Here is a 21780-nt window from a genome sequence, read left to right as displayed (position 1 = left end):
GTGAAACAGAACTCCCTGAATGGATGGTTCAAGAGCGGCGCCCCAGGCGTCTGGATCAGCGGTGGCGCGGTGTCCATCGCGGTCATCATGACCATTGGTTTGCTGGCTGTGATTGCCGTGCGTGGTCTGGGCCACTTCTGGCCGGCCGACCTGATCCAGGCCAACTACAACGTGCCGGGCCAGGCCAACCATATCGTCATCGGCGAAGTGGTACAGAAAGAAGAAGTGCCGCGTGAGCGCCTCAAGAGCGCGGGCCTGCCGGTGCCGGACCAGGGCCCGGAATTCATGACCCGCGAGCTGATCAAGGTCGGCAACCGCGACTTGAACGGCAACGACTTCACCTGGATCGTCGGCGAATGGTTGAAGGACCAGACCAAGCCGGCCAACCTGATGACCATTGAGCGTCGTGAGTGGGGCAACTTCTACGGCACCCTGGTCAACGTCAAGCAGGACGGCAAGGTCATCGCTGAAGGCGAGGCCGCATGGCCAGAGCTGCAAGCTCGCGTGGACCGTGTCAACAAGCTCGCCGCCCAGCTCAAGACCCTGGAAAAAACCGATATCGGTGCGATCAACGCCGGCCTGGAACGCATCCGCCTGCACGGGCGCAAACTGGAACTGGAAGGTAAGCTCGATGCCGCCGCCCAGGCCGATATGGACGCCGACCGCGCCGAACTCAACGCCCGCTATCAAGATATCGAAGCGCGCCTGGCCGACCTGCACGCCCAGTTCAACCGCGATGCCCTGACCGCCCGCGACGGCAACGGCAAGGAAGTGGAAATCGGCATCGGCAAAGTGGTGCACGCCTACCAGCCGAACGCCATGGGCACCCTGACCAAGATCGGCTTCTACTTCAGCAAGGTCTGGGAGTTTCTCAGCGATGACCCACGGGAAGCCAACACCGAAGGCGGGATCTTCCCGGCCATCTTCGGCACCGTGATGATGACCCTGATCATGGCGATGATCGTCACCCCGTTTGGCGTGCTGGCGGCGGTGTACCTGCGTGAGTACGCCAAGCAGAACACCCTGACGCGGATCATCCGTATCGCCGTGAACAACCTGGCGGGCGTACCGGCCATCGTCTACGGCGTATTCGGCCTGGGCTTCTTCGTCTATGTACTGGGTGGTTCGGTTGACCGCCTGTTCTTCGCCGAAGCCTTGCCGGCGCCGACCTTCGGTACTCCGGGCCTGCTCTGGGCCTCTCTGACCCTGGCGCTACTGGCGGTGCCGGTGGTGATCGTGGCCACAGAAGAAGGCCTTGCGCGGATCCCTCGCACGGTGCGTGAAGGCTCCCTGGCACTGGGCGCGACCAAGGCGGAAACGCTATGGAAGATCGTGCTGCCGATGGCCAGCCCGGCCATGATGACCGGCATGATCCTCGCCGTGGCCCGCGCCGCCGGCGAAGTGGCGCCGCTGATGCTGGTGGGGGTAGTGAAGCTGGCGCCGTCGCTGCCGCTGGACGGCAACTATCCGTACCTGCACCTGGACCAGAAGATCATGCACCTGGGCTTCCATATTTATGACGTCGGCTTCCAGAGCCCCAACGTCGAAGCCGCACGGCCGCTGGTGTACGCCACCGCGTTGCTGCTGGTGCTGGTGATCGCCACGCTCAACCTGTCGGCGGTGTGGATTCGTAACCACCTGCGCGAAAAATACAAGGCGCTGGATAGCTGACACGGTCCAATGTGGGAGCTGGCTTGCCTGCGATGCAGACGACGCGGTGTATCAGTCAGACCGCAGTGATGCCATCGCAGGCAAGCCAGCTCCCACAGACACAGAATTTGAGTAAGCCGCCCCGGCGGTTCAACGAAACGAATTGGTAGCACAGGGAGCATCCCATGCAACACGAAAACCAACCTCACGGCATCAACATGTCTGCCCTGGGTCGCGACAAACAGAGCCTGAGCCTGGCCCAGGAAACCGTGGCCATCGAAGTCCCGGGCCTGAGCCTGTACTACGGCGAAAAACAAGCGCTGTTCGACGTCAGCATGAACATCCCCAAGCAGCGCGTGACCGCCTTTATCGGCCCGTCCGGCTGCGGCAAGTCGACATTGCTGCGCACCTTCAACCGTATGAATGACCTGGTGGACGGTTGCCGTGTGGAAGGCGCGATCAATCTCTACGGCACCAATATTTACCGCAAGGGTGAAGACGTGGCCGAGTTGCGACGCCGGGTGGGCATGGTGTTCCAGAAGCCCAACCCGTTCCCCAAGACCATTTATGAGAACGTGGTCTATGGCCTGCGCATCCAGGGCATCAACAAGAAGCGCGTTCTCGACGAAGCGGTTGAATGGGCTCTCAAGGGCGCCGCGTTGTGGGACGAGGTCAAGGACCGTCTGCACGAGTCGGCACTTGGCTTGTCCGGCGGCCAGCAGCAGCGTCTGGTGATCGCCCGTACCATCGCCGTAGAGCCGGAAGTGCTGCTGCTCGACGAACCGTGCTCGGCGCTCGACCCGATCTCGACCCTGAAAGTCGAAGAGCTGATCTACGAGCTCAAGTCCAAGTTCACCATCGTTATCGTGACCCACAACATGCAACAGGCGGCGCGGGTTTCGGACTACACCGCGTTCATGTACATGGGCAAGCTGGTGGAGTTCGGCGATACCGATACCCTGTTCACCAATCCGGCGAAGAAGCAGACCGAAGACTACATCACCGGTCGCTACGGCTAGGAAGCTGTGGTTCTGATTGCACTGACGCTGCGGTTCTCCGCACCTTACCGGACGCTCCAAGGACGCCAACATGATTAGCAAAGAAGGCCTTACCCATCACATCTCCGCGCAGTTCAACGCCGAGCTTGAGGAAGTGCGCAGCCACCTCCTGGCGATGGGCGGGTTGGTGGAGAAGCAAGTCAACGATGCCGTCACCGCGCTGATCGAGGCCGACTCGGGCCTGGCCCAGCAGGTGCGCGAGATCGATGACCAGATCAACCAGATGGAACGCAATATCGATGAAGAGTGCCTGCGCATTCTTGCCCGTCGCCAGCCGGCGGCCTCGGACTTGCGTTTGATCATCAGCATCTCCAAGTCGGTGATCGACCTGGAGCGCATTGGCGACGAAGCCACCAAGATCGCCCGCCGTGCCATCCAACTGTGCGAAGAAGGTGAAGCGCCACGCGGTTACGTGGAAGTGCGCCATATCGGCGACCAGGTGCGCAACATGGTGCGCGATGCCCTCGACGCGTTTGCGCGTTTCGATGCAGACCTGGCGTTGTCGGTGGCTCAGTACGACAAGGTCATCGACCGCGAGTACAAGACCGCCTTGCGTGAGCTGGCCACCTACATGATGGAAGATCCACGCTCTATCTCGCGGGTCTTGAGCATTATCTGGGTGCTGCGCTCCCTGGAGCGGATCGGCGATCACGCGCGTAATATCTCGGAACTGGTGATCTACCTGGTGCGCGGTACCGACGTTCGGCACATGGGCCTCAAGCGCATGAAGGCCGAAGTTGAGGGCTCCGCCGATCAAACGCCTAATGTTCCAGGCGAATCTGACGATAAGTAAGGTTGCCCGTGAAATTAACGCCCGGCCATTGGCCGGGCGTTTTCGTTTGTGGCAGCTGAATTTTTTGCGCGGGCGGCGAATAAAGTCCGAACGTGACTGCAAGGTTTTGGCAAAATGCCATCAGTCAGGCGTACTGCCAGCCGAGGTTTTTATAGGATGAAGGGTCGATGAGCAAAGTCAGTGTATTGGTGGTGGATGACGCCTCGTTTATTCGCGACCTGGTGAAGAAGTGCCTGCGCAATTACTTCCCCGGAATCAAGATCGAAGATGCGGTGAACGGCAAAAAGGCGCAATCCATCCTGATGCGCGAAACCTTCGACCTGGTGCTGTGTGACTGGGAAATGCCTGAGATGTCCGGTCTTGAGCTCTTGACCTGGTGCCGCGAGCAAGCGCATCTGAAGGCCATGCCGTTCGTGATGGTGACCAGCCGTGGCGATAAGGAAAACGTGGTTCAGGCGATCCAGGCCGGCGTTTCCGGCTATGTCAGCAAACCGTTCACCAACGAGCAACTGCTGAACAAGGTCAAGCAGGCCCTGCACAAGATCGGCCGCCTCGACGCACTGATCGCCAGCGCGCCGACCAAGATGAACTCGGCCTTCGGCAACGACTCCCTGAGCGCCCTGACCGGCGGCAGACCCGAAGCGGTCAAGCCGGCTCCGGTGGCGGCGCCCAGTAAAGGTCTGCTCAACACCCCACCCGTGAAGGCCCCGGCAGCAGCGGCGCCGGCTGGCAGTCGCGGTCAGGGCCAGTTGCGCCTCTCCAGTGGCACTCAGCAATGCGTGATCAAGGCCCTGAGCATCAAGGAAGCGTTGCTGGTGGTAAAGCGCGGCGACGTCCTGCCTCAGGTACTGGAAAGCGCCGTGCTCGACCTTGAGCAGGGCGACAATGCCGAAGTCGCACGCCTCAACGGCTACCTGCATGCCATCGTCGCCTACGAGCCCAGGCCCGACAGCGACTGGTTGCAACTGACCTTTCGCTTTATCGACCAGGATGCGCAGAAGCTGGACTACATCTCACGCCTGATCGCCCGCGGCACGGCGCAGAAGCATTTTGTGCCGGGTGCCTGATGGCCTGAATCAAGCAACCGACCGGTTGTCTGATTCCTGCTAGATGGCTTGATTTATATCTGTTCCGATATAGGCTCTCGATAACGCTTCAGTGTTGTCGAGCCTTTGCTATGCCTTGAAACAAAGCTGCACCGCCTTTGGTTGAGTCGTCGATTACGCTTTTTCTTTCCAGGAAAGGAGAAATCAATGCCAAGGCACAAGGATGTGGTGTTTCTAGGAAGCTCGCTCAAGGATCTCAAGGATTTTCCTCTCGACGCCCGAAGGGCAGCCGGTTTTCAGTTGGATCTGTTGCAACAGGGTGAGCAGCCCTTCGATTGCAAGCCGATGAAAACGATCGGAAGGGGCGTCAATGAGATTCGGATCACTGAAGAGTCGGGTGCGTTTCGAGTGTTCTACGTGGTCAATCGGCCGGAAGCTGTCTATGTGCTGCACGCGTTGCGCAAGACCACACGGAAAACCGAAGGGCGGGATATCGAATTGGCGCGTGCCAGATTGCAGGAATTAGGTTAAGCCCATGACAAATCAAAAGTTACATACCGAACGTTTCAACTCTGTGTGGGATGCTCTGGAGGACACGCCAGCGCAAGCCGCCAATATGCGCCTACGCTCAAAGTTGCTGTTGGAGTTGTGCAACACCATTCGTAGCTGGGAGCTGTCCCAGAAGGATGCGGCGCTAAGGCTGGGTATCAGCCAGCCTCGCCTGAACGACGTACTCAATGGCAAGATCGACAAGTGTTCTCTTGATGCGTTAGTCAATCTGTCGGCCGCGGCGCAGATGAATGTGGATATCTGTTTCAACGCGCTGCCTGCGTGACGATCGTTTAGGTCGTCACGACGCTTGGGATATTGCCCAATTTTGCATTGGGCAATCGAAGGTCAGTCCAGCAGCAAGACCTTGGCCAGTACTATCTTCGGCCCTTTCATCTTCTTGATGATGATCCGCAAGCCTTCCACTTCCAGCACTTCCTCTTCTTCCGGCACGCGCTTGAGGGTGTCGTAGATCAGGCCGGCCAGGGTTTCGGCTTCGATGTGGTCCAGGTCGACGCCCAACAGGCGTTCCACCTTGAACAACGGCGTGTCACCACGTACCAGCAATTTGCCGGGCTGGTAGGCGAGGATGCCGCGTTCGGCCTTGCGGTGTTCATCCTGGATATCGCCCACCAGTACTTCCAGCACGTCTTCCATGGTCAGGTAGCCGATGATCTTGCCGTCGGCTTCCTCCACCAGGGCGAAGTGCGCGCCGCCTTTGCGGAACTGCTCCAGCAGTTGCGACAACGGCATGTGCCGCGAGACGCGTTCAAGCGGGCGGGTCAGTTCGGCCAGGTTGAAGGATTCGGGAATATGGTCCAGGGCGGCCAGTTCCAGCAGCAGATCCTTGATGTGCAACAGGCCCACGAACTCATTGCGCACCGCGTCATACACCGGGTACCGGCTGAATTTGTGGCGACGGAACAGCGCAAGAATCTCTTTGAGCGGGGCGTTGAAGTCCAGGGTCACCAGGTCTTCGCGGGAGTTGGCCCAGTCCACCACTTCCAGCTCGCCCATTTCCACCGCAGAGGCCAGTACGCGCATACCTTGGTCGCTCGGGTCCTGGCCACGGCTGGAGTGCAGGATCAGTTTGAGTTCTTCGCGGCTGTAATGGTGCTCATGGTGCGGGCCAGGCTCGCCTTGGCCTGCGATGCGCAGGATGGCGTTGGCGCTGGCGTTGAGCAGGTAGATGGCCGGGTACATCGCCCAGTAGAACAGGTACAGCGGCACCGCGGTCCACAGCGACAGCAACTCGGGCTTGCGAATCGCCCAGGATTTGGGCGCCAGCTCGCCGACCACGATGTGCAGGTAGGAAATCACGAAGAAGGCGGCAAAGAACGACACGCCCTTGATCACTTCCGGCGACTGCACGCCGATCGCGCCCAGCATTGGCTCGAGGATGTGCGCAAAGGCCGGTTCACCGACCCAGCCCAGGCCCAGGGACGCCAGGGTGATACCCAGCTGACAGGCCGACAGGTAGGCGTCGAGCTGGCTGTGTACGGTGCGCAGGATCTGCCCGCGCCAGCCGTTCTTGTGGGCGATGGCCTCGACCCGCGTGGCGCGCAGTTTGACCATGGCAAATTCCGCCGCAACGAAGAAACCGTTGAGCAGTACCAGGATCAGTGCAAAAAGAATCATGCCGAAATCGGCGAAGAGTGTAGCGAGGGTAATGCCAGGGGAAGGGTCCATGATGGGGTTTTGCAGGTTCCGTGTGTTCAATAAGGGATGACAGGTGAGCCTGAAAGGCAGGCGCAAGTCGGCCAATGTAGCGGCTGACGGGGCGCTTGCCTAGTGCCCGCTGCCGGGCGGGGCAAGGAACCTGTTCTCCAAAAGCATACAAATCCAATGTGGGAGGGGGCTTGCCCCCTCCCACATTTAGATTTGTGCTGTATTTGAGTTATTCATCATTGTCGATCACTGGCGAACGCGTCACCTGCGTTGTTGGAAAATGGCAGGTAAACGTACTGCCATGCCCCAGCACGCTGCTGATTTCCAGGCGTGCCCGATGGCGCAACAACACATGCTTGACGATGGCCAGGCCGAGCCCCGTGCCGCCGGTGTTGGAGTTGCGGCTGGAGTCAACGCGGTAGAAGCGTTCGGTGAGGCGCGGCAGGTGCTTGGCGTCGATGCCGATACCCGAGTCCTGCACGCTCAGGTGCGCGCCCTGTTCGTCGGCCCACCAGCGAATACGAATATTGCCCTTGTCCTGGGTGTACTTCACCGCGTTGAACACCAAATTGGAGAACGCGCTGCGTAACTCGCCCTCACTGCCCTTGAGCAGCACCGTTGGGTCGGCTTCCAGGGTGATCTGCTGGCCGCGTTCACCGGAGAGCGCCTGGGCGTCATTCTTTATGGTGTGCAGCAGGCTTTGCACTGCCACCGGGTGGTTATCCGAGGGGTAATCGGTGGCTTCAAGCTTGGCCAAAAGCAGCAAGTCGTTGAGCAGGGTCTGCATGCGCGAGCCCTGCTGCTGCATCTGCTGCAGGGCGCGGCTCCAGCGCGGGTTGATCTCGTCGACGTTGTCCAGCAGCGTCTCCAGGTAGCCGCAGATCACCGTCAAGGGCGTGCGCAACTCGTGGGAGACGTTGGCGACGAAGTCCTTGCGCATCTGTTCCAGCTGGTGGATGCGGGTGACGTCGCGCACCAGCATCAGGTGCTCGTTGTTGCCGTAGCGCGTCAGGTACAGCTGGATGCGGACGCGGTCATTGGTGGGCGAGGGGATTTCCAGGGCCTCTTCGTAGTTGTCCTGCTCGAAGTATTCCTTGAAGCGCGGGTGGCGTACCAGGTTGGTCACCGGCTGGCCGCTGTCCTGGGGCGTCTTGAGGCCCAGCAGGGTCTCGGCCGCGCGGTTCCACCATTCAAGGTTGCCGTCGCTGTCGAGCATGATCACCGCGTCCTTGAGTGCGGCGGTGGATTCCTGCACCCGGTCGATCACCGCTTGCAGGCGCCCGCGTACCCGTTGGTCGCGGCGTTGCAGGTGGTAGATGCTGTCGAACACCTCGCCCCACAGGCCATAGCCATCGGGCGGCGCCTCGTCGGGTTTGTGCTGGCGCAGCCATTCATGCAGGCGCAGCAATTGTTTGAGGGTCCAGCCCAGGTACAACGCGATGCCGGCGGCCAGGCTCCAGCCGTAATAGCCACTGATCAGCCCGACCAGCAGGCAAGCAGTGACCAACAGAAGCATGTGGCGGATCAGGGTGCCATGCCAGTTCTGGTTCACTTAAACATGCGTCCTTGTCAGCTGTTAAGGGAGGAAGGGGCTGGCTCAGCTTTTGGTGGAAAACCGATAGCCGGTGCCGCGCACGGTTTGTACCAGATTCTCGTACGCGTCGCCCAAGGCTTTGCGCAAGCGGCGGATATGCACGTCCACGGTGCGCTCCTCCACATACACATTGCCGCCCCACACCTGGTCCAGCAATTGGCCGCGGGTGTAGGCGCGCTCCTGGTGGGTCATGAAGAATTGCAGCAATCGGTATTCGGTCGGGCCCATCTCGGCGGGTTTGCCGTCGATGGTCACGCGGTGGCTGATCGGGTCCAGAATCAGGCCGTCGACTTCGATCGGCGCTTCGCCATCGGTCGGGCCGGCACGGCGCAATACGGCTTTGAGGCGCGCCACCAGCTCCCGAGGGGAAAAAGGTTTGGTGATGTAGTCATCAGCGCCCACTTCCAGGCCCTGGATCTTGTTGTCCTCTTCACCCTTGGCGGTGAGCATGATGATCGGGATATCCCCGGTCAGTTCGTCACGCTTGAGGCGCCGGGCCAACTCGATGCCGGACGTGCCGGGCAGCATCCAGTCGAGCAGGATCAGGTCCGGCTTGCGGTCGACGATAATGGCGTGGGCCTGCTGGGAGTTTTCCGCCTCCAGGCAGTCATAGCCGGCCATTTCCAACGCAACGGCGATCATCTCGCGAATGGGCGCTTCGTCGTCAACAATCAGAATGCTCCTGCCAACCATGCTCAAAATCCTCTTGTCATTTAACTGTCTTGCGCCGCATTAGATAACGGAATTATTGCAGTCGTGTGACAGTAATTTAGTCGCTTGGGCAATTCAGGGCACTCTGGACTACCCTTTGGGTCCGAATCCTGACAACCACAAAAGGAAGGTTCCGATGACTTACAGCACTGTTTCCTGGAAAACCCTGCTGGTGACGGCCGCGTTGACGCTGCCGGGCCTGGCGTTCGCGGCAGAACCGGCGATGGTCCAAGGTGGCCTGCTGGTGGATCATAAGGGCATGACGCTCTACACCTTCGACAAGGACGCCGACGGCAAGTCAGCGTGCAAAGACCAGTGCGCGACCAACTGGCCACCGCTGAAGGCAGAGTCCACCGACACCAAGACCGGTGAGTGGACGGTGATCACCCGCGACGACCAGACCAGCCAGTGGGCCTACAAAGGCAAGCCTGTCTACACCTACAAGGACGACAAGAAAGCCGGTGACAAGACCGGGGATGGCAAGGGTGGCGCCTGGCACATCATCAAGCCATAAGCCTGCGGTGCTGCTGAATCCATCGGGGGCAAGCCCCCTCCCACACTTGATTTGTGAATGCTTTCAAAATGTGGGAGGGGGCTTGCCCCCGATGGCGTCAGTCCTGCACTACCGAACCGCGTAATCCAGAACAATCCCGACAAAAATCGCCAACCCCGCCCAATGGTTGTGCAAAAACGCCTTGAAGCACTTCATACGGTCCCGATCACGGGTGTACCAGAACTCCCAGGCAAAACAGCCCGCTGCCCCCAGCAGGCCGAGGTGGAACCAGCCGCCCAGCTCGAACCGCGCGCCGGCGAGCAACAGACACACCAGCGACAGCCCTTGCAGCGTGAGGATGATCACACGATCAGCATCGCCAAACAGAATGGCGGTGGATTTCACCCCGATTTTCAAGTCGTCGTCACGGTCGGTCATGGCGTAATAGGTGTCGTAGCCCACGGTCCACAACAGGTTGGCGATATACAGCAACCACGCGGTGGCGGGCAGATGGCCGGTCTCGGCGGTAAACGCCATCGGCATCCCCCAGGAAAACGCCGCGCCCAGCACCACCTGCGGGTAGTAGGTGTAGCGCTTCATGAACGGGTAGCTGGCCGCCAGCGCCAGGCCGCCCAGGGATAGCAGGATCGTGCTGGCGTTGGTCAGCAGCACCAGCAGGAAACTGACACCCATCAGCACGGCAAAAAACACCAATGCCTCTTTCGAGCTGATCTTGCCGCTCACCAGTGGGCGTTGCTCGGTGCGCTTCACATGGCCATCGACCTTGCGGTCAGCCCAATCATTGATCACGCAGCCACCGGCGCGGGTCAGCACCACGCCCAACACGAAAATCACGATATTAAGCAGCGACGGCGAACCCTTGCCGGCGATCCACAGTGCCCACAATGTCGGCCACAGCAACAGGTAGATGCCGATGGGCTTGTCCATGCGCGTCAACTGAATGAAATCCCAGGCCCTGGGGTTCAGGCGGTTCAAGGACTTGAGCAGACGTTGATACATCAGCAGTTCTCCGGATGGTCATGCAGCGCGTGCCAGAAACCCGGCAGGAAGACTTCTGCCACCAGCACGCTCAGCGCGCCGCGATCGAAGCGAGAGCGGCGCGCCCACAAACCGTCGGTCTGGTCCGCTGCCGGTAGCCATGGGCGAGGGTAATGGCACACTTCGATGGCCTGGCGGGTAAAGGCGCGGTCGCAGAACAACAGCTCCCCCAGCGAGCGACTGCCCAGCTCGTCCATGTGCAGCCCGTCGCCCTGCAAGGCACTGCGTGCCGCCACGCTGCGGGCAAACACCCACGGCTGGTCATGCCCACGCAGGTACACCTCGCGCACCCAGCCGATGCTGGCCGGGGCCAGGCCCAGGGCGGCACATTCATCGTCGCGCAATGGCTGCCAGCCTTCGAACAGCGGCGTCACGCTGAAACCCTCGTTGGACAGCCAAGTCAGCCGTCGCGTCAGCGAGCCTTCGTCAAACAGCCAGTTGAGGGTCAAGGGCGTGGGCAAGGGACTCAGAAGGCTCTGGGTCAGCCATTGGCAAGCATCGGAAGGGGCGATTGAGTGCGGCACGGTGAGTCAGTATTGGCAGCAAAAGAGGCGGCGAGCTTACCATGGCACCCTGAACTTTTGCCGCGCCAAACCGGCCGTTTGCGTCGATCGTGCTTGCATCTGCCGGCCCCGATCAGTACAAAACGCCCTGAGCTGTGCGGCAACGCTGGATCCATCGACCGCCGGCCAAAATGCCTGGACTTGAGGAAGCTCGTAATGAAGAAGTGGCAATGTATCGTCTGTGGCTTGATCTACAACGAAGAGGACGGCTGGCCGGATGACGGTATTGCACCAGGCACCCGGTGGGAAGATGTCCCCGCAGATTGGCTGTGCCCGGACTGCGGTGTGGGCAAAATGGATTTCGAAATGATCGAAATCATCTAATTAAGAAACGTACTACAAGGAGAAGGGAATGAACGCACCCGTCGTGATCATCGGCACAGGATTGGCCGGTTACAACGTAGCCCGGGAGTTTCGCAAGCTCGACAGCGAGACTCCATTGCTGCTGATCACCGCGGATGACGGGCGCTCCTACTCCAAGCCCATGCTCTCCACCGGCTTTGGCAAGAACAAGGAAGCCGATGGCCTGAGCATGGCCGAACCCGGCGCCATGGCTGAGCAACTCAAGGCCCAAGTGCGCACCCACACACGCATCAGCGGCATCGACCCGGGCCACAAGCGCCTGTGGATCGGCGAGGAAGCGGTGGCCTACCGCGACCTGGTCCTGGCCTGGGGCGCAGAAACCGTGCGTGTACCGGTCGAAGGCGATGGGGCTGAACTGATTTTTCCGATCAACGACCTGGAAGACTACGCGCGCTTTCGCGCCGCGGCTGCCGGCAAACGTCGCGTGTTGTTGCTTGGCGCCGGCCTGATCGGCTGCGAATTTGCCAACGACCTGATCCTCGGCGGCTATGAAGTCGATCTGGTTGCGCCGTGCGAGCAGGTCATGCCGACCCTGCTGCACCCGGCGGCTGCTGCAGCGGTGCAAGCCGGGCTGGAAGGCATCGGCGCGCGTTTCCACCTGGGCCCGGTGCTCAATCGCCTGCAACGCACGGCTGATGGCCTTGAGGCGCACCTGTCGGACGGTGATGTGATCCACTGTGACCTAGTGGTGTCCGCCATCGGCCTGCGTCCTCGTGTAGACCTGGCCGCCGCCGCCGGCCTGCAAATCAATCGCGGGATCATGGTGGACCGTCACCTCAAGACGTCCCACGCCAACATCTACGCCCTGGGCGACTGCGCCGAAGTCGACGGTTTGAACCTGCTGTACGTGATGCCACTGATGAGTTGCGCCCGTGCCCTGGCGCAAACCTTGGCCGGCAACGCCACGGCGGTGAGCTATGGGCCTATGCCGATCACCGTGAAAACCCCGGTCTGCCCGCTGGTGGTGTCACCTGCGCCACGGGGCACCGAAGGTGTGTGGAGCGTCGAAGGGCAGGGCGCCGACATCAAGGCCCTGTGTCGCGATGCCAGCGGCCGCCTGCTGGGTTACGCGCTGACCGGCAGCGCCGTTATGGAAAAACTGGCCCTGAACAAAGAACTTCCGCCATTGCTGGCGTAAATGCCAGCCGTTCTGTCGGAATCAGCATCGTTTCGCCTGTAGAAAGGTCGCCTGGAGACTGGCGGAGCGTGCGAGGGCGTGCCATCCTCACTCCCGTCTGCCGCAGAGTAGAGCCTGCGGCGCCTTGGGCGCTGCTCCACCAGAGAGCAGCACGGACATAACAACAAAAAACCGTCAAAGAGGCTTCATTTATGCGTAAACCAGATCTTGCAGCCGCCATCGCTGAAAAAGCAGACCTCACCAAAGAGCAGGCCAACCGCGTCCTTAACGCCGTACTCGAAGAAATCACCGGCGCCCTGCACCGCAAGGATAGCGTCACCCTGGTGGGTTTCGGCACCTTCCTGCAACGCCACCGCGGCGCCCGCACCGGCAAAAACCCGCAAACCGGTGAGCCTGTGAAGATCAAGGCAAGCAACACCGTAGCGTTCAAACCGGGCAAGTCGCTCAAAGACAGCGTCAACCCGTAAGTTAAGCGGTACCGTCTCGAAGGGAGACGGGGCGGTAAAGAAAATGGGCACGTCGACTGGGTCGGGTGCCCATTTTTATTGGGGGTGAAAAAAGGGCAGTGGGGAATATAAGCAGTTGTCTCCTGCAGAATTATTAATGGTCGAAGTGGAAGCTGAGTTGTAGCGAGTTTTTATTGAGTAATAATCGAATTATATAGTTGATATGGAACTACATCGGTACGGATTGACACATACGGCATGAGACAGCAGGGAGCGCGCTCTAAACTAATTTTTAGAGGTGTATATATGCAAATCTTCGATCAGCCCCGTGTTCCATTGCTCACGCCATTAACCCAGCAAAAAAAGACGGAGATCAAATCGCCGTCGACGTCGGGTAGTACGGGTACCGAGGCAAATAGTTCAAACGATAAACCGGATTACAGTCAGAACAAAGGGAGCGCTCAATACCCTCAAGCGACCCCTGAGGAACTCGTTAGTCGAAGCAAACGTGCTGCTGAAAGACTCGGCACGCCAAGGATCAGCTTCAAGCCCAAACCCAAGCCCAAACCTAAACCCGAGTCCAAGCCCAAGCCTAAGCCCGCGCCTCCCGCGCCCAAGCCGAAACCCACGCCCCCAAAGCCAGCGGGAGGATCGAACGGTCCCGGGGCGGCACGTAACACTGGAAATGACATTGTCGGCTTGCAACAGAACAACGCTTTCCCACCGGTTTCGCCGTCAGTCGCGATGACTATACGTAATGCGCTTCTAACGTCAGGGACCAGCAATTTGGTCAATAGCGGTTTTACCGTGGGGCAGCATTTCGTTTCCAAAGGCCTGGAAGAAAGGGTTGCAGCACAGGCAAAGATGCCTGGAGCAGAAGTAAAGAAACCAGACGGCACGACGGGTACCGTAGACCCTGCCGCGACGGAGGAGCAAAAAATGCAGGCGCGTCTTACAGGCGCAGAAATAAACACTGAGTCTCTGACCAACAGCATCATTTTCATCAACGAAGGCCCAGACGCGAAGGCTGTGGTAGCTAGCCCCGACGCGCCAACGGATACACAGGGGCGTTTAACCAACCTTGAGAAGCGGATGGACGCGATAGAAAGCCAAATGCCCGACATCGCTAAGCGTTACGGGCTTATCTATACCCCGTATGAGGCGTCTGAGTCATCGGAGGCGCCGACTGACAAGGCGCGTATGGAAAATGTTGAAAAGCGCTACGCGTTTATGAATAAGATGATTAAAACATTGGTCACACTTAAGCAGAACGAAGCTGACGCTGACTAGATTTGTAAATGCAATGAGGGCGGATTTAGCTGAATAAATCCGTCCCGTCCTCTTTTTAGATTTTTTATGTGAAATAAAACCTTGAGGTTACTTGAAGATTTCCCACGTTGTTTCCCCCTCGTAAGTTTGCACAGCCATCCGATAGATATCGGTCCATATATCCCCTGTCGGCCTTTTAACAAGGTGTTTTGCACCAAATACATAAACAGTCTCACCTAGCGATATCCTTTCTTTGATGTGCTGCGCTGTAGGGGGTACCAGGAATTGATGCAAAAAGACCATAGGGTGCCCCTGATGATACAGCCAGGCAGGTTCGCCTACCCATACGGGTTTATCCTTCATGCAAAGGTATTCGTTATCGAGTCGCTCCGTTAGCCATTTTTTTTTATTTTTCGGTGCGCCTTGCGCTACATATTCTTCGTAAAGCTTGCGAGCAAAATCCTCTGCGCTTTCATCTTCCATCGAGGCAGATTTTTTTTCCGCGACAGTCATTGCCGTGCCCCAGAAAACGTGAAAATCAGTCAACTCACTCATATCTGCTGCTCCTGAAAGGGTTCTCTAAAATTGCCCTGTGGTTTTTACAATTCTCACCAAATCCCAGCCGGTATGGCGATACTTGTCCATTGACTCATGCCCCCAAGGCGTCGCCTTGGTCAAGTTCCAATCTTCATGAGCCACTTTTGATCCGGCGCGTTGTGGAATGTATTGATGATTCAGCTCCATCGACACCGTGATTTCCTTGGTCCTGCCAACACGTCCCTTTAGTCGGCTTCTCAGAGTATTACGATAACGAACCTCTATTCTCATCTGCGGTGCCTTGCCTAGGGCCATTCGAGCCAGGTTTCTAGTTGAGTACTGGCCTGGCCGGGCATTGGCACCCGCGGCTTTCCAAACACCTTTCCTTGCTGTGCTCCAACATTTCCAGCCCCACGGGTCGATCCAGGCGATCGGATTCGGCCCATATTGATAGAGATTGATCCCTCCCGCCAACCCAAGAGGATCCGGTGTGGTAAACCGCCCGATATCCGGGTCGTAAAACCGGAATGTATTAAAATGCAGTCCCGTTTCTCGATCTAGATATTGCCCCTGAAACCGTAAGTTCTGCTCTTCGATGTAGGTAGGCTCGCGCACTTCCTCCACCGTACCGCCCCACATTCGGTAACTGGTCCGCCAGATGACTTCGCCGTCTTCTTCGGTTAGCTGCTCCGGCTGGCTATTGAGGTCGTTATGGTAGTGACGGATTTTTTGCACAGGCCCCGTGCCGTCGACCCGGGCTACGGGCTTGTAGCCTTCATCTTCATAGATATAAAGGCTGGACTGACTATGCCTGGATTCCTGCAAGAGACGCAGCTCGTCCCAGAGGAAGCGCGTCATCCCCAACTGATAGCCATCGCTGCCATACTCGGCTTTTTCAATGCGACGCCCCAGGGGGTCATAGGTCATCCTTATCCTGTTGCCGCTATCATTTCGTACTTCAATCAGACGACTTTCCGCATCGTAGACAAAGCGCTGTAAACCGCGAGAGGCACTGCGCTTTTCGACCAGGCGACCCAAGGCGTCGTACCGGTAACGCTTATCTTGATAGGTCAGCAGCCGGTTATGTTTTACCAAGCCACCTTGATGTGAACTATCGAGCAGGTTGGCTGCGGCATCATAGGCGCAGGTTTCGCTCCGTCCTGCCTGGTGGCTGACAAGAATCCGTTCGGTACTGTCGTAACCCAGATGCTCTTGATGATCGTGCACGCGATCGACACGATGACGTCCAATCACGTTGTCGCTGGGATCGTAGCTATAGTCGGTCTCTACCAGTGGTGGCAGCTGCCACGGCTGATCGATGCTGCGCCGCTGACGCGAGCGGACCCTTCCACTTCGATCATAGGCGGTACTTGTCTTGAGTTGACCCTGGGTACGCTGCACTTCGCGATGCAAGCGATCACGCTCGAAGTCGCTGATAACCTTTCCATCGAGATTCAACTGATGCAGGTGGCCACTGCCGTAATACAGGCGGTTCAGCCATCGACCATCAGGCAAGCCGGTTTGAATCAGATTTCCCAGTTCGTCGTAACGATGCTGCACAGACCCTGCCGAGCTTTTCTCCTCAAGGAGCTGCCCCATGGCGTCATAGCTGAAGCCAAGTAATTGCTCATTACCATCAGGCGCCGTGAAAGTAACACCGACCAGTTGGTCGTTGAGGTCGTGCGCGTAGCTGGTGGTACCGTCCGCAGTTATTTTGCTGACCAGGCGTCCCACGGGATCTCGCTGAAACTGATGTGACAGCGGCGCTACCGGCTCACCTTCCGTTCCCGGCAGGTAGTCAACGGCGACGACATCATCCAGCGGGTCATAGGTGTAGCAGCGCCGGCTTTTATCCAGGTCCTGCTGCTGCACCATGCGGTCGGCTGCATCCCACTCAAAGCGATAACTCTCACCGTTCTCGTTGGTCAGCTTGCTCAGACGTCCGTAGGCATCATGATCGAACATGACCGAACGGTTATGCGCGTCCCAGCGCTGTTTGACCAGACCGCGAATGTCATAGACATAGCGTGTGGTGCTGCCGGCAGGGTCTACGTGGGCAGTCAGATAACCACTTGCGCTGCGTTGGAATTGTTCGACGCGGCCGTCCGGAAGCTGACATTCCAGAAGCAGCGCCTGAGGGCCGTATCGGTAACGCACCGATTCACCTTCGGCATTGGTCTGCACCACCAGATTGCCAAACGCATCGTATTGATAACGCGTCGGATAACCCGAACAATCCACTTCTTCGACCAGTTGGCTCCACTCGTTCCAATGCAATGTTCTGGATTTTTCCGTCGCATCGATGATGCGCACCGGCTGTCCGAAACCGTCATAGACATAGCGCGTGCGGTTGCCCAGTGGATCGACTTCCTCAATGCAGTTGCCACGTTGGTCGTAGCGGTAATGCCAACTATTGCCCGCAGGGTCGGTTTCAACCTGAGGCAATGCCCAATGCGCAAGCCATTGTGTGCCACGGGTCCTGCCCAGCGGATCGGTCACTGTACTCAGGTTGCCGGAGTCGTCGTAACAGAAGCGCCATCTGCCGTTCTTTGGGTCAATCGCGCCTGCAAACTGGCGATCTTCGTTCCATTCGAATTCCCAGATACTGCCTGCGTTATCAACGTATCGGGTGATCTGATATTGCGGGTTCCAATGCCGAGTGCTGACGCGCATCAACCCATCGGTTACGCGTGTAATGCCCGCATCCAAGTCGTAGTCGAAGGTGTATTCATCGCCCGCATCTGTCCAGTGCCGACTGACGCGCCATTCCTGGCCGTCTGGTCCAGGTACTTGAGCCCATTGGTAGAAGCAACGCAGACCACTCGCCAATTGGTGCTCGACCATGCGTCTGCTGCTGTCGTAGGCAAAGCGTCGTAGGGTCGTGCCTTGTGCATCCAATACTTCGGCAAGATCGCCGTTGCTGTCATAGCGATAACTGACAAGTACGTCGCTGCGTGCATCGAAGTGGTCCTGGCGCAGGTATCGCCGCTCGATGTGGCTCACACGACGCGGATGCTGAGTTGTATAACTCAACTCGACGTGCATGAAATCATGGGTGTCACGCAAGCGGTGAAGCCTTCCCTGGGCATCGTAATCGAGAAAGATCCGCCCTTCATTGCGATCACCCAGCAGGTGCAAGCGCATCCGTGAGTTGTTCTGCGGGTCGATTTCGAACAGCCGATACAGACCGTCGATGCTCTCAATCAATACCGCGCCTTCACCGCTGCGTCTCACCGCAAGGCCTTCGCCCGGATCGAACGCTCCACCGGACAACGGGATATAACCGATCTCCAGGCGCCGTCCCTGCTCATCGATATAGAACAGGTTTTCGTCGGCATCTATTTCGACCGACACCTCATAGTCGACGCTCCAGCCTGCGCCGAAGAGGCCGTTGCGACGTGTATCGAGACTGTTGTAGAAACGTTGCCAATCGATAGGGAGCAGGCCGGGCAGAACAAAGTCCAACTCCTCCTCTTCGCCCAAGACCTTGGCCCCTGTCGCGCTGTGCACCGGATTGGGCGAGCCATTCATGGCGCCCTTGAGCGCAGAGGTGACCTTGGCGGTCCCATAAGAAATCGCGCCGCCCACCAACGCACTTCCGATCATGCACGGCAGTTTGGTCCAGAAACACTTCACATTGCCCCGCAATGCCATCACCACGGCAATCGCCAGCCCCACCCCCGGCGTTTTCCCGCTGCGAATCTCCTGCACCACGATGGTCTCGCCACCAATGCGCACATCCGGCGAAATCAGGCCCTCAGCCGTCCCAATCTTCGCATCGCAGGTACTGCGATCCCCGCTGCGTGCCGCCGGCTGACCATTGATGAATACCGAGCTGGAACCCTCGGCAATGAATTGCAGCGGCATCGGCGGGTGCTTGTTGCACCCCACGGTATCCAGCGGGCACGGCTCGGTGCCGGGCGCAGGCGAGGCGACGGTCGGGCGCCACATCTGCGAGAAAAACTCACCTGCCATATCCAGGAAGCTCGGCGCTGCCGGCTCGCTGGGCGCGACGGGCACAGCCGTCATCTTGCCGGCAGCGCGGGCAGCCTTTTTGCCATTGATGAACACGTTGTGCGAGCCGCTGGTGATGAACGCATCGATCACCGGCGGGAACACCCAGTTAGCGGCGGACTCGCACCAACTGGATATCTCCAGGTCCGCCCCCGTGAGGCCCGCGGTGATGCCGACGACCGCGCCCACTACCAACACCAATGCGACGCCACCAGTGGCAATGGTTGCACCGGTCGCGAGGAAAACCGCCCCGGCAACGGCCAGGCAGCCCACGGTAGTGATCGCCGCATAGGCGGCCACTTCCAGCACACCGCCGAGAATATCGGCCATCACCGAGGTGTGCAGCAGTGCGTCGCCTTCGCGGGCAGCCCAGAGATCGTCACTCATCGCTCAGGCTCGACTCAGGGCGTAGCAGTAAAATTGAGCGTGTTTTTCAGCGTTGCCCAATGAGCCGCCTCGACAGGGCCCAGGGGCTGGGTCTTGACGTAGCTCAGCGCAATCAGTTGGCGGGTGCCGGGTATCTGCATTGCCAGCTGATATTGGTAAATGTTGTCGCTGCCTTTGTTGAAACGGTTCTGTACTTCAAAGGCGTCAATGTCCTGCTTCGGCCCGACCTGGACCGCTTGTGCAGGGGAATAGCGCAGATCCTTGACCTGCTGCTCGAGTTTTTTCAGCTGGCCTTCGAAATTGCTTTGCAAGCTCTCGCCGTCCGCCAATGGGCTGCGGCTCACCACTAGGGTGGTGCCCAGCTTGGCGAACTTGAGGATATTGATCGAGGTGTCCTGTACCTCGGCATCGGGCAGGGTGAATTGGGCTTCGTTGATCAGGTAATTCATGGTGAAGAAATCTCGTTATTGACCAGCGCCGGGCTTGCCGGGGAATTTTGATTCGACGGCGGACTTGATCGTATTTTGCACGCCCTGGGCGCCGGGCGATGTGCCCTTGTCACTGCCCAGGTTGATGTCCAGTTTGCCCTTTGTCTGGATCTTGCTGCTGCCGGTGGAAAACAGGTTGAACGAGCCGCAGGTCAGGTTGATATCCCCGCCTGCCTTGAGCTCGATCACACTGTCGCCGCACACCAGGCGAAGATTCTCGCCGGCCTCGATGGTGTAGTGCGTGGCGGCACTGTCGGACTTGGCGCCACCGACGATCACGGTGTCGTTGTTGCGCACCACCCGCAGGCGGTTGCTGCCGATGGTCACCGTCTCGTTATGGCCAATACTCTTGTTGCGGTCATGCCCCACCGAGTGGCTTTCATCCACCTCCACCACGATGTCCTGATTGCGCTCGGCATGGATATACAGCTGTTCCAGACCCTTCTTGTCCTCCATGCGGATTTCATTGAAGTTGGCCGGCGTACCGCCCTTGCTCGATCGGCTTTTCATGCCGCTCTGTGTGGCGTTTTCCGGCAGATCGTAGGGCACGGTCTGCTCGGCGTTGTACACCCGCCCGGTGATGATCGGCCGGTCGGGGTCACCTTCGAGGAAGCTGACGATCACTTCCTGGCCAATCCGTGGAATCTGCATCGAACCCCAGTTCTTGCCGGCCCAGGATTGCGACACACGGATCCAGCACGAGCTGTTCTCGTTGGATTGGTCGTGGCGGTCCCAGTAGAAATGCACCTTCACGCGGCCGTACTGGTCGGTCCAGATTTCCTCGCCTTTGGGGCCCACCACCAATGCAGTCTGCGGGCCTTTGACGATAGGGCGATGGGTGTTGGCCAGTGGGCGGAAACTCTGTTGTGCATCGATGCAGGTCAGGCTGCTTTCGAATTGCGCCGAACCGGAGCCGCCTCCGCTCTCCAGGCTTTCCTGGACGATGTAGTAGCGACAGCCGACGATCAGGTATTCGCGGTTCTGATCCTGACGACTGAAGCCGGTGAGGCTGAACAGATGGCCCGACCCCAGGCCACGCGCATTGCCGGCGAACTCGATCTGCTCATGCAGGGTTTGCAGCGCTTCGATGCGGGTACGTGCGTAGTGTTCGCCATCGGCGCTTTGCACGTAGGTGCCGGGGTAGTCGTACAGCGGATAGTCGCCGCCGGTGTGCGGGCGCGGCATGGCCGAGCGCACGTCGATGCTCGCGCTGGGGCGCTGGAAGTCGTAGTCGTTGAGCTCCAGCGAACCCGGCTGCACCTCTTGCGCCAGGTGCCAGTTGTGCATATGGTCGCGTTCGCGTTGCTGCTCGTCCTTGGGGTAGTAGGGGATCGACCCGTAGCCCGGCACCGTGGTGTGGGCGCCATAGGCGTCGGCCAGCACCAGCACGTGGCGATCCTGTTCATGGCGAAAGAAATAATAGATGCCTTCTTGTTCCATCAGGCGGCTGACGAAATCGAAGCTGGTCTCGCGGTACTGCACGCAGTATTCCCACTCGCGATACGGTCGGCTCAGGGCGTCTTCGAAATCGGAAAAACCCAGGTCGCGGAACACCTGCTTGATGATCTGCGGGATGCTCAGGTTCTGGAAAATCCGGCAATCGGAGGTGCGGCTGAGCAACCACAGCCATGGGCGCAGGGTGACCTGGTAACTGGCGAACTGACCCTGGTCGATGTTCTGGCTGCAACGAGCGACGATGCCGTGAAAGTGCCGCTCGCCACCGTCGGCCAGTTGCAGGCCCACGCTCATGGGTTTGCCGAGCAACTGGTTGAGGTCGATGTTGGCGTCCAGGGACGTCAGTTGCAGCTCATAGTTGAACAGCCTTCCTAACTCTTCACCGCCGCCCATTTCGTTGAGCAACAGCACATCCGGCCCGAGAGGGCTGGTGATCTTGGCCAGGCGTGAGGCTTGGTTGAATAGCATTGGGCGTCCTGTAAAGGTCTTGATTACTGAA

At 58.9% G+C, this 21780-nt stretch carries 20 protein-coding genes; 11 read left to right on the top strand and 9 right to left on the bottom strand.

From position 1 onward, the window contains the following. From pstA to PSEBG33_RS00460, 6 genes are all read left to right on the top strand, one after another. A complete protein-coding gene (gene pstA, locus PSEBG33_RS00435; RefSeq protein WP_005792534.1) occupies positions 1 to 1671 on the top strand; it encodes a phosphate ABC transporter permease PstA in 1671 nt (556 codons plus the stop codon). 164 nt (positions 1672 to 1835) lie between these two features. Then, positions 1836 to 2669, top strand: coding sequence for a phosphate ABC transporter ATP-binding protein PstB (gene pstB / locus PSEBG33_RS00440; RefSeq protein ID WP_005792533.1), 834 nt, complete (start codon positions 1836 to 1838; stop codon positions 2667 to 2669). A 70-nt stretch (positions 2670 to 2739) separates the two neighbouring features. Next, entirely contained in the window at positions 2740 to 3501 is a 762-nt protein-coding gene (gene phoU, locus PSEBG33_RS00445; RefSeq protein WP_005792532.1) for a phosphate signaling complex protein PhoU, read from the top strand. A 167-nt stretch (positions 3502 to 3668) separates the two neighbouring features. Next, positions 3669 to 4568: a response regulator gene (locus PSEBG33_RS00450; protein WP_005792531.1), complete on the top strand. Its 900-nt coding sequence runs from the start codon at positions 3669 to 3671 to the stop codon at positions 4566 to 4568. 186 nt (positions 4569 to 4754) lie between these two features. Beyond that, positions 4755 to 5078: a type II toxin-antitoxin system RelE/ParE family toxin gene (locus tag PSEBG33_RS00455; protein ID WP_005792530.1), complete on the top strand. Its 324-nt coding sequence runs from the start codon at positions 4755 to 4757 to the stop codon at positions 5076 to 5078. Positions 5079 to 5082: 4 nt separating this feature from the next. Beyond that, complete coding sequence (locus PSEBG33_RS00460) at positions 5083 to 5382, top strand: helix-turn-helix domain-containing protein (protein ID WP_005792529.1); 300 nt, start codon at positions 5083 to 5085, stop codon at positions 5380 to 5382. A gap of 62 nt (positions 5383 to 5444) precedes the next feature. On the opposite strand, the gene PSEBG33_RS00465 is transcribed toward PSEBG33_RS00460, so the two are convergent. The 3 genes from PSEBG33_RS00465 to phoB all read right to left on the bottom strand — a co-directional run bounded on the left by PSEBG33_RS00465 (position 5445) and on the right by phoB (position 9051). Beyond that, on the bottom strand, positions 5445 to 6785 hold the full coding sequence (locus PSEBG33_RS00465) for a hemolysin family protein (protein ID WP_005792528.1): 1341 nt from the start codon (positions 6783 to 6785) through the stop codon (positions 5445 to 5447). A gap of 208 nt (positions 6786 to 6993) precedes the next feature. Continuing rightward, entirely contained in the window at positions 6994 to 8280 is a 1287-nt protein-coding gene (phoR, locus tag PSEBG33_RS00470; protein WP_232289441.1) for a phosphate regulon sensor histidine kinase PhoR, read from the bottom strand. An 81-nt stretch (positions 8281 to 8361) separates the two neighbouring features. Beyond that, positions 8362 to 9051 carry a phosphate regulon transcriptional regulator PhoB gene (phoB, locus tag PSEBG33_RS00475; RefSeq protein WP_005792526.1) on the bottom strand — a complete coding sequence of 230 codons (690 nt, stop codon included), beginning with the start codon at positions 9049 to 9051 and terminating at the stop codon, positions 8362 to 8364. Positions 9052 to 9205: 154 nt separating this feature from the next. On the opposite strand from phoB, the gene PSEBG33_RS00480 reads away from it, so the two are divergent. Beyond that, positions 9206 to 9583, top strand: coding sequence for a hypothetical protein (locus PSEBG33_RS00480; RefSeq protein ID WP_005792525.1), 378 nt, complete (start codon positions 9206 to 9208; stop codon positions 9581 to 9583). Between the two features lie 108 nt (positions 9584 to 9691). Here the strand turns inward: PSEBG33_RS00480 and ubiA are convergent, their stop codons facing one another. Continuing rightward, positions 9692 to 10582, bottom strand: a complete 891-nt coding sequence (gene ubiA / locus PSEBG33_RS00485) for a 4-hydroxybenzoate octaprenyltransferase (protein ID WP_005792524.1) — start codon at positions 10580 to 10582, stop codon at positions 9692 to 9694. Next, positions 10582 to 11145: a chorismate--pyruvate lyase family protein gene (locus PSEBG33_RS00490; RefSeq protein ID WP_005792523.1), complete on the bottom strand. Its 564-nt coding sequence runs from the start codon at positions 11143 to 11145 to the stop codon at positions 10582 to 10584. The genes ubiA and PSEBG33_RS00490 overlap by 1 nt, the downstream gene beginning before the upstream one ends. A 195-nt stretch (positions 11146 to 11340) precedes the next feature. On the opposite strand from PSEBG33_RS00490, the gene PSEBG33_RS00495 reads away from it, so the two are divergent. The 4 genes from PSEBG33_RS00495 (at position 11341) to PSEBG33_RS29865 (ending at position 14421) form a co-directional block, all read left to right on the top strand. Then, complete coding sequence (locus tag PSEBG33_RS00495; RefSeq protein WP_005792522.1) at positions 11341 to 11508, top strand: rubredoxin; 168 nt, start codon at positions 11341 to 11343, stop codon at positions 11506 to 11508. A 28-nt stretch (positions 11509 to 11536) separates the two neighbouring features. After that, positions 11537 to 12685 (top strand): NAD(P)/FAD-dependent oxidoreductase, encoded by a 1149-nt coding sequence (locus PSEBG33_RS00500; protein WP_005792521.1) that lies wholly within the window; start codon positions 11537 to 11539, stop codon positions 12683 to 12685. A gap of 191 nt (positions 12686 to 12876) precedes the next feature. Then, complete coding sequence (locus tag PSEBG33_RS00505) at positions 12877 to 13152, top strand: HU family DNA-binding protein (RefSeq protein ID WP_003195589.1); 276 nt, start codon at positions 12877 to 12879, stop codon at positions 13150 to 13152. Positions 13153 to 13437: 285 nt separating this feature from the next. Beyond that, positions 13438 to 14421, top strand: a complete 984-nt coding sequence (locus tag PSEBG33_RS29865; protein WP_005792520.1) for a hypothetical protein — start codon at positions 13438 to 13440, stop codon at positions 14419 to 14421. A gap of 87 nt (positions 14422 to 14508) precedes the next feature. Here the strand turns inward: PSEBG33_RS29865 and PSEBG33_RS27860 are convergent, their stop codons facing one another. The 4 genes from PSEBG33_RS27860 to PSEBG33_RS00520 are packed head-to-tail and all read right to left on the bottom strand — an operon-like array spanning position 14509 to position 21749. After that, a complete protein-coding gene (locus PSEBG33_RS27860) occupies positions 14509 to 14955 on the bottom strand; it encodes a hypothetical protein (protein WP_032803752.1) in 447 nt (148 codons plus the stop codon). A 24-nt stretch (positions 14956 to 14979) separates the two neighbouring features. Further along, a complete protein-coding gene (locus PSEBG33_RS00510) occupies positions 14980 to 19338 on the bottom strand; it encodes an RHS repeat-associated core domain-containing protein (protein ID WP_005792519.1) in 4359 nt (1452 codons plus the stop codon). Positions 19339 to 19352: 14 nt separating this feature from the next. After that, positions 19353 to 19787, bottom strand: a complete 435-nt coding sequence (locus PSEBG33_RS00515) for a DcrB-related protein (RefSeq protein WP_005792518.1) — start codon at positions 19785 to 19787, stop codon at positions 19353 to 19355. Between the two features lie 15 nt (positions 19788 to 19802). Beyond that, complete coding sequence (locus PSEBG33_RS00520; RefSeq protein WP_005792517.1) at positions 19803 to 21749, bottom strand: type VI secretion system Vgr family protein; 1947 nt, start codon at positions 21747 to 21749, stop codon at positions 19803 to 19805. Positions 21750 to 21780 lie beyond the last annotated feature (31 nt).

Source organism: Pseudomonas synxantha BG33R (assembly GCF_000263715.2).
Lineage (GTDB): Bacteria > Pseudomonadota > Gammaproteobacteria > Pseudomonadales > Pseudomonadaceae > Aquipseudomonas > Aquipseudomonas synxantha_A.
Note: the sequence above shows the minus strand (reverse complement) of the source record. Positions and strands in the feature narration are given on the sequence as shown.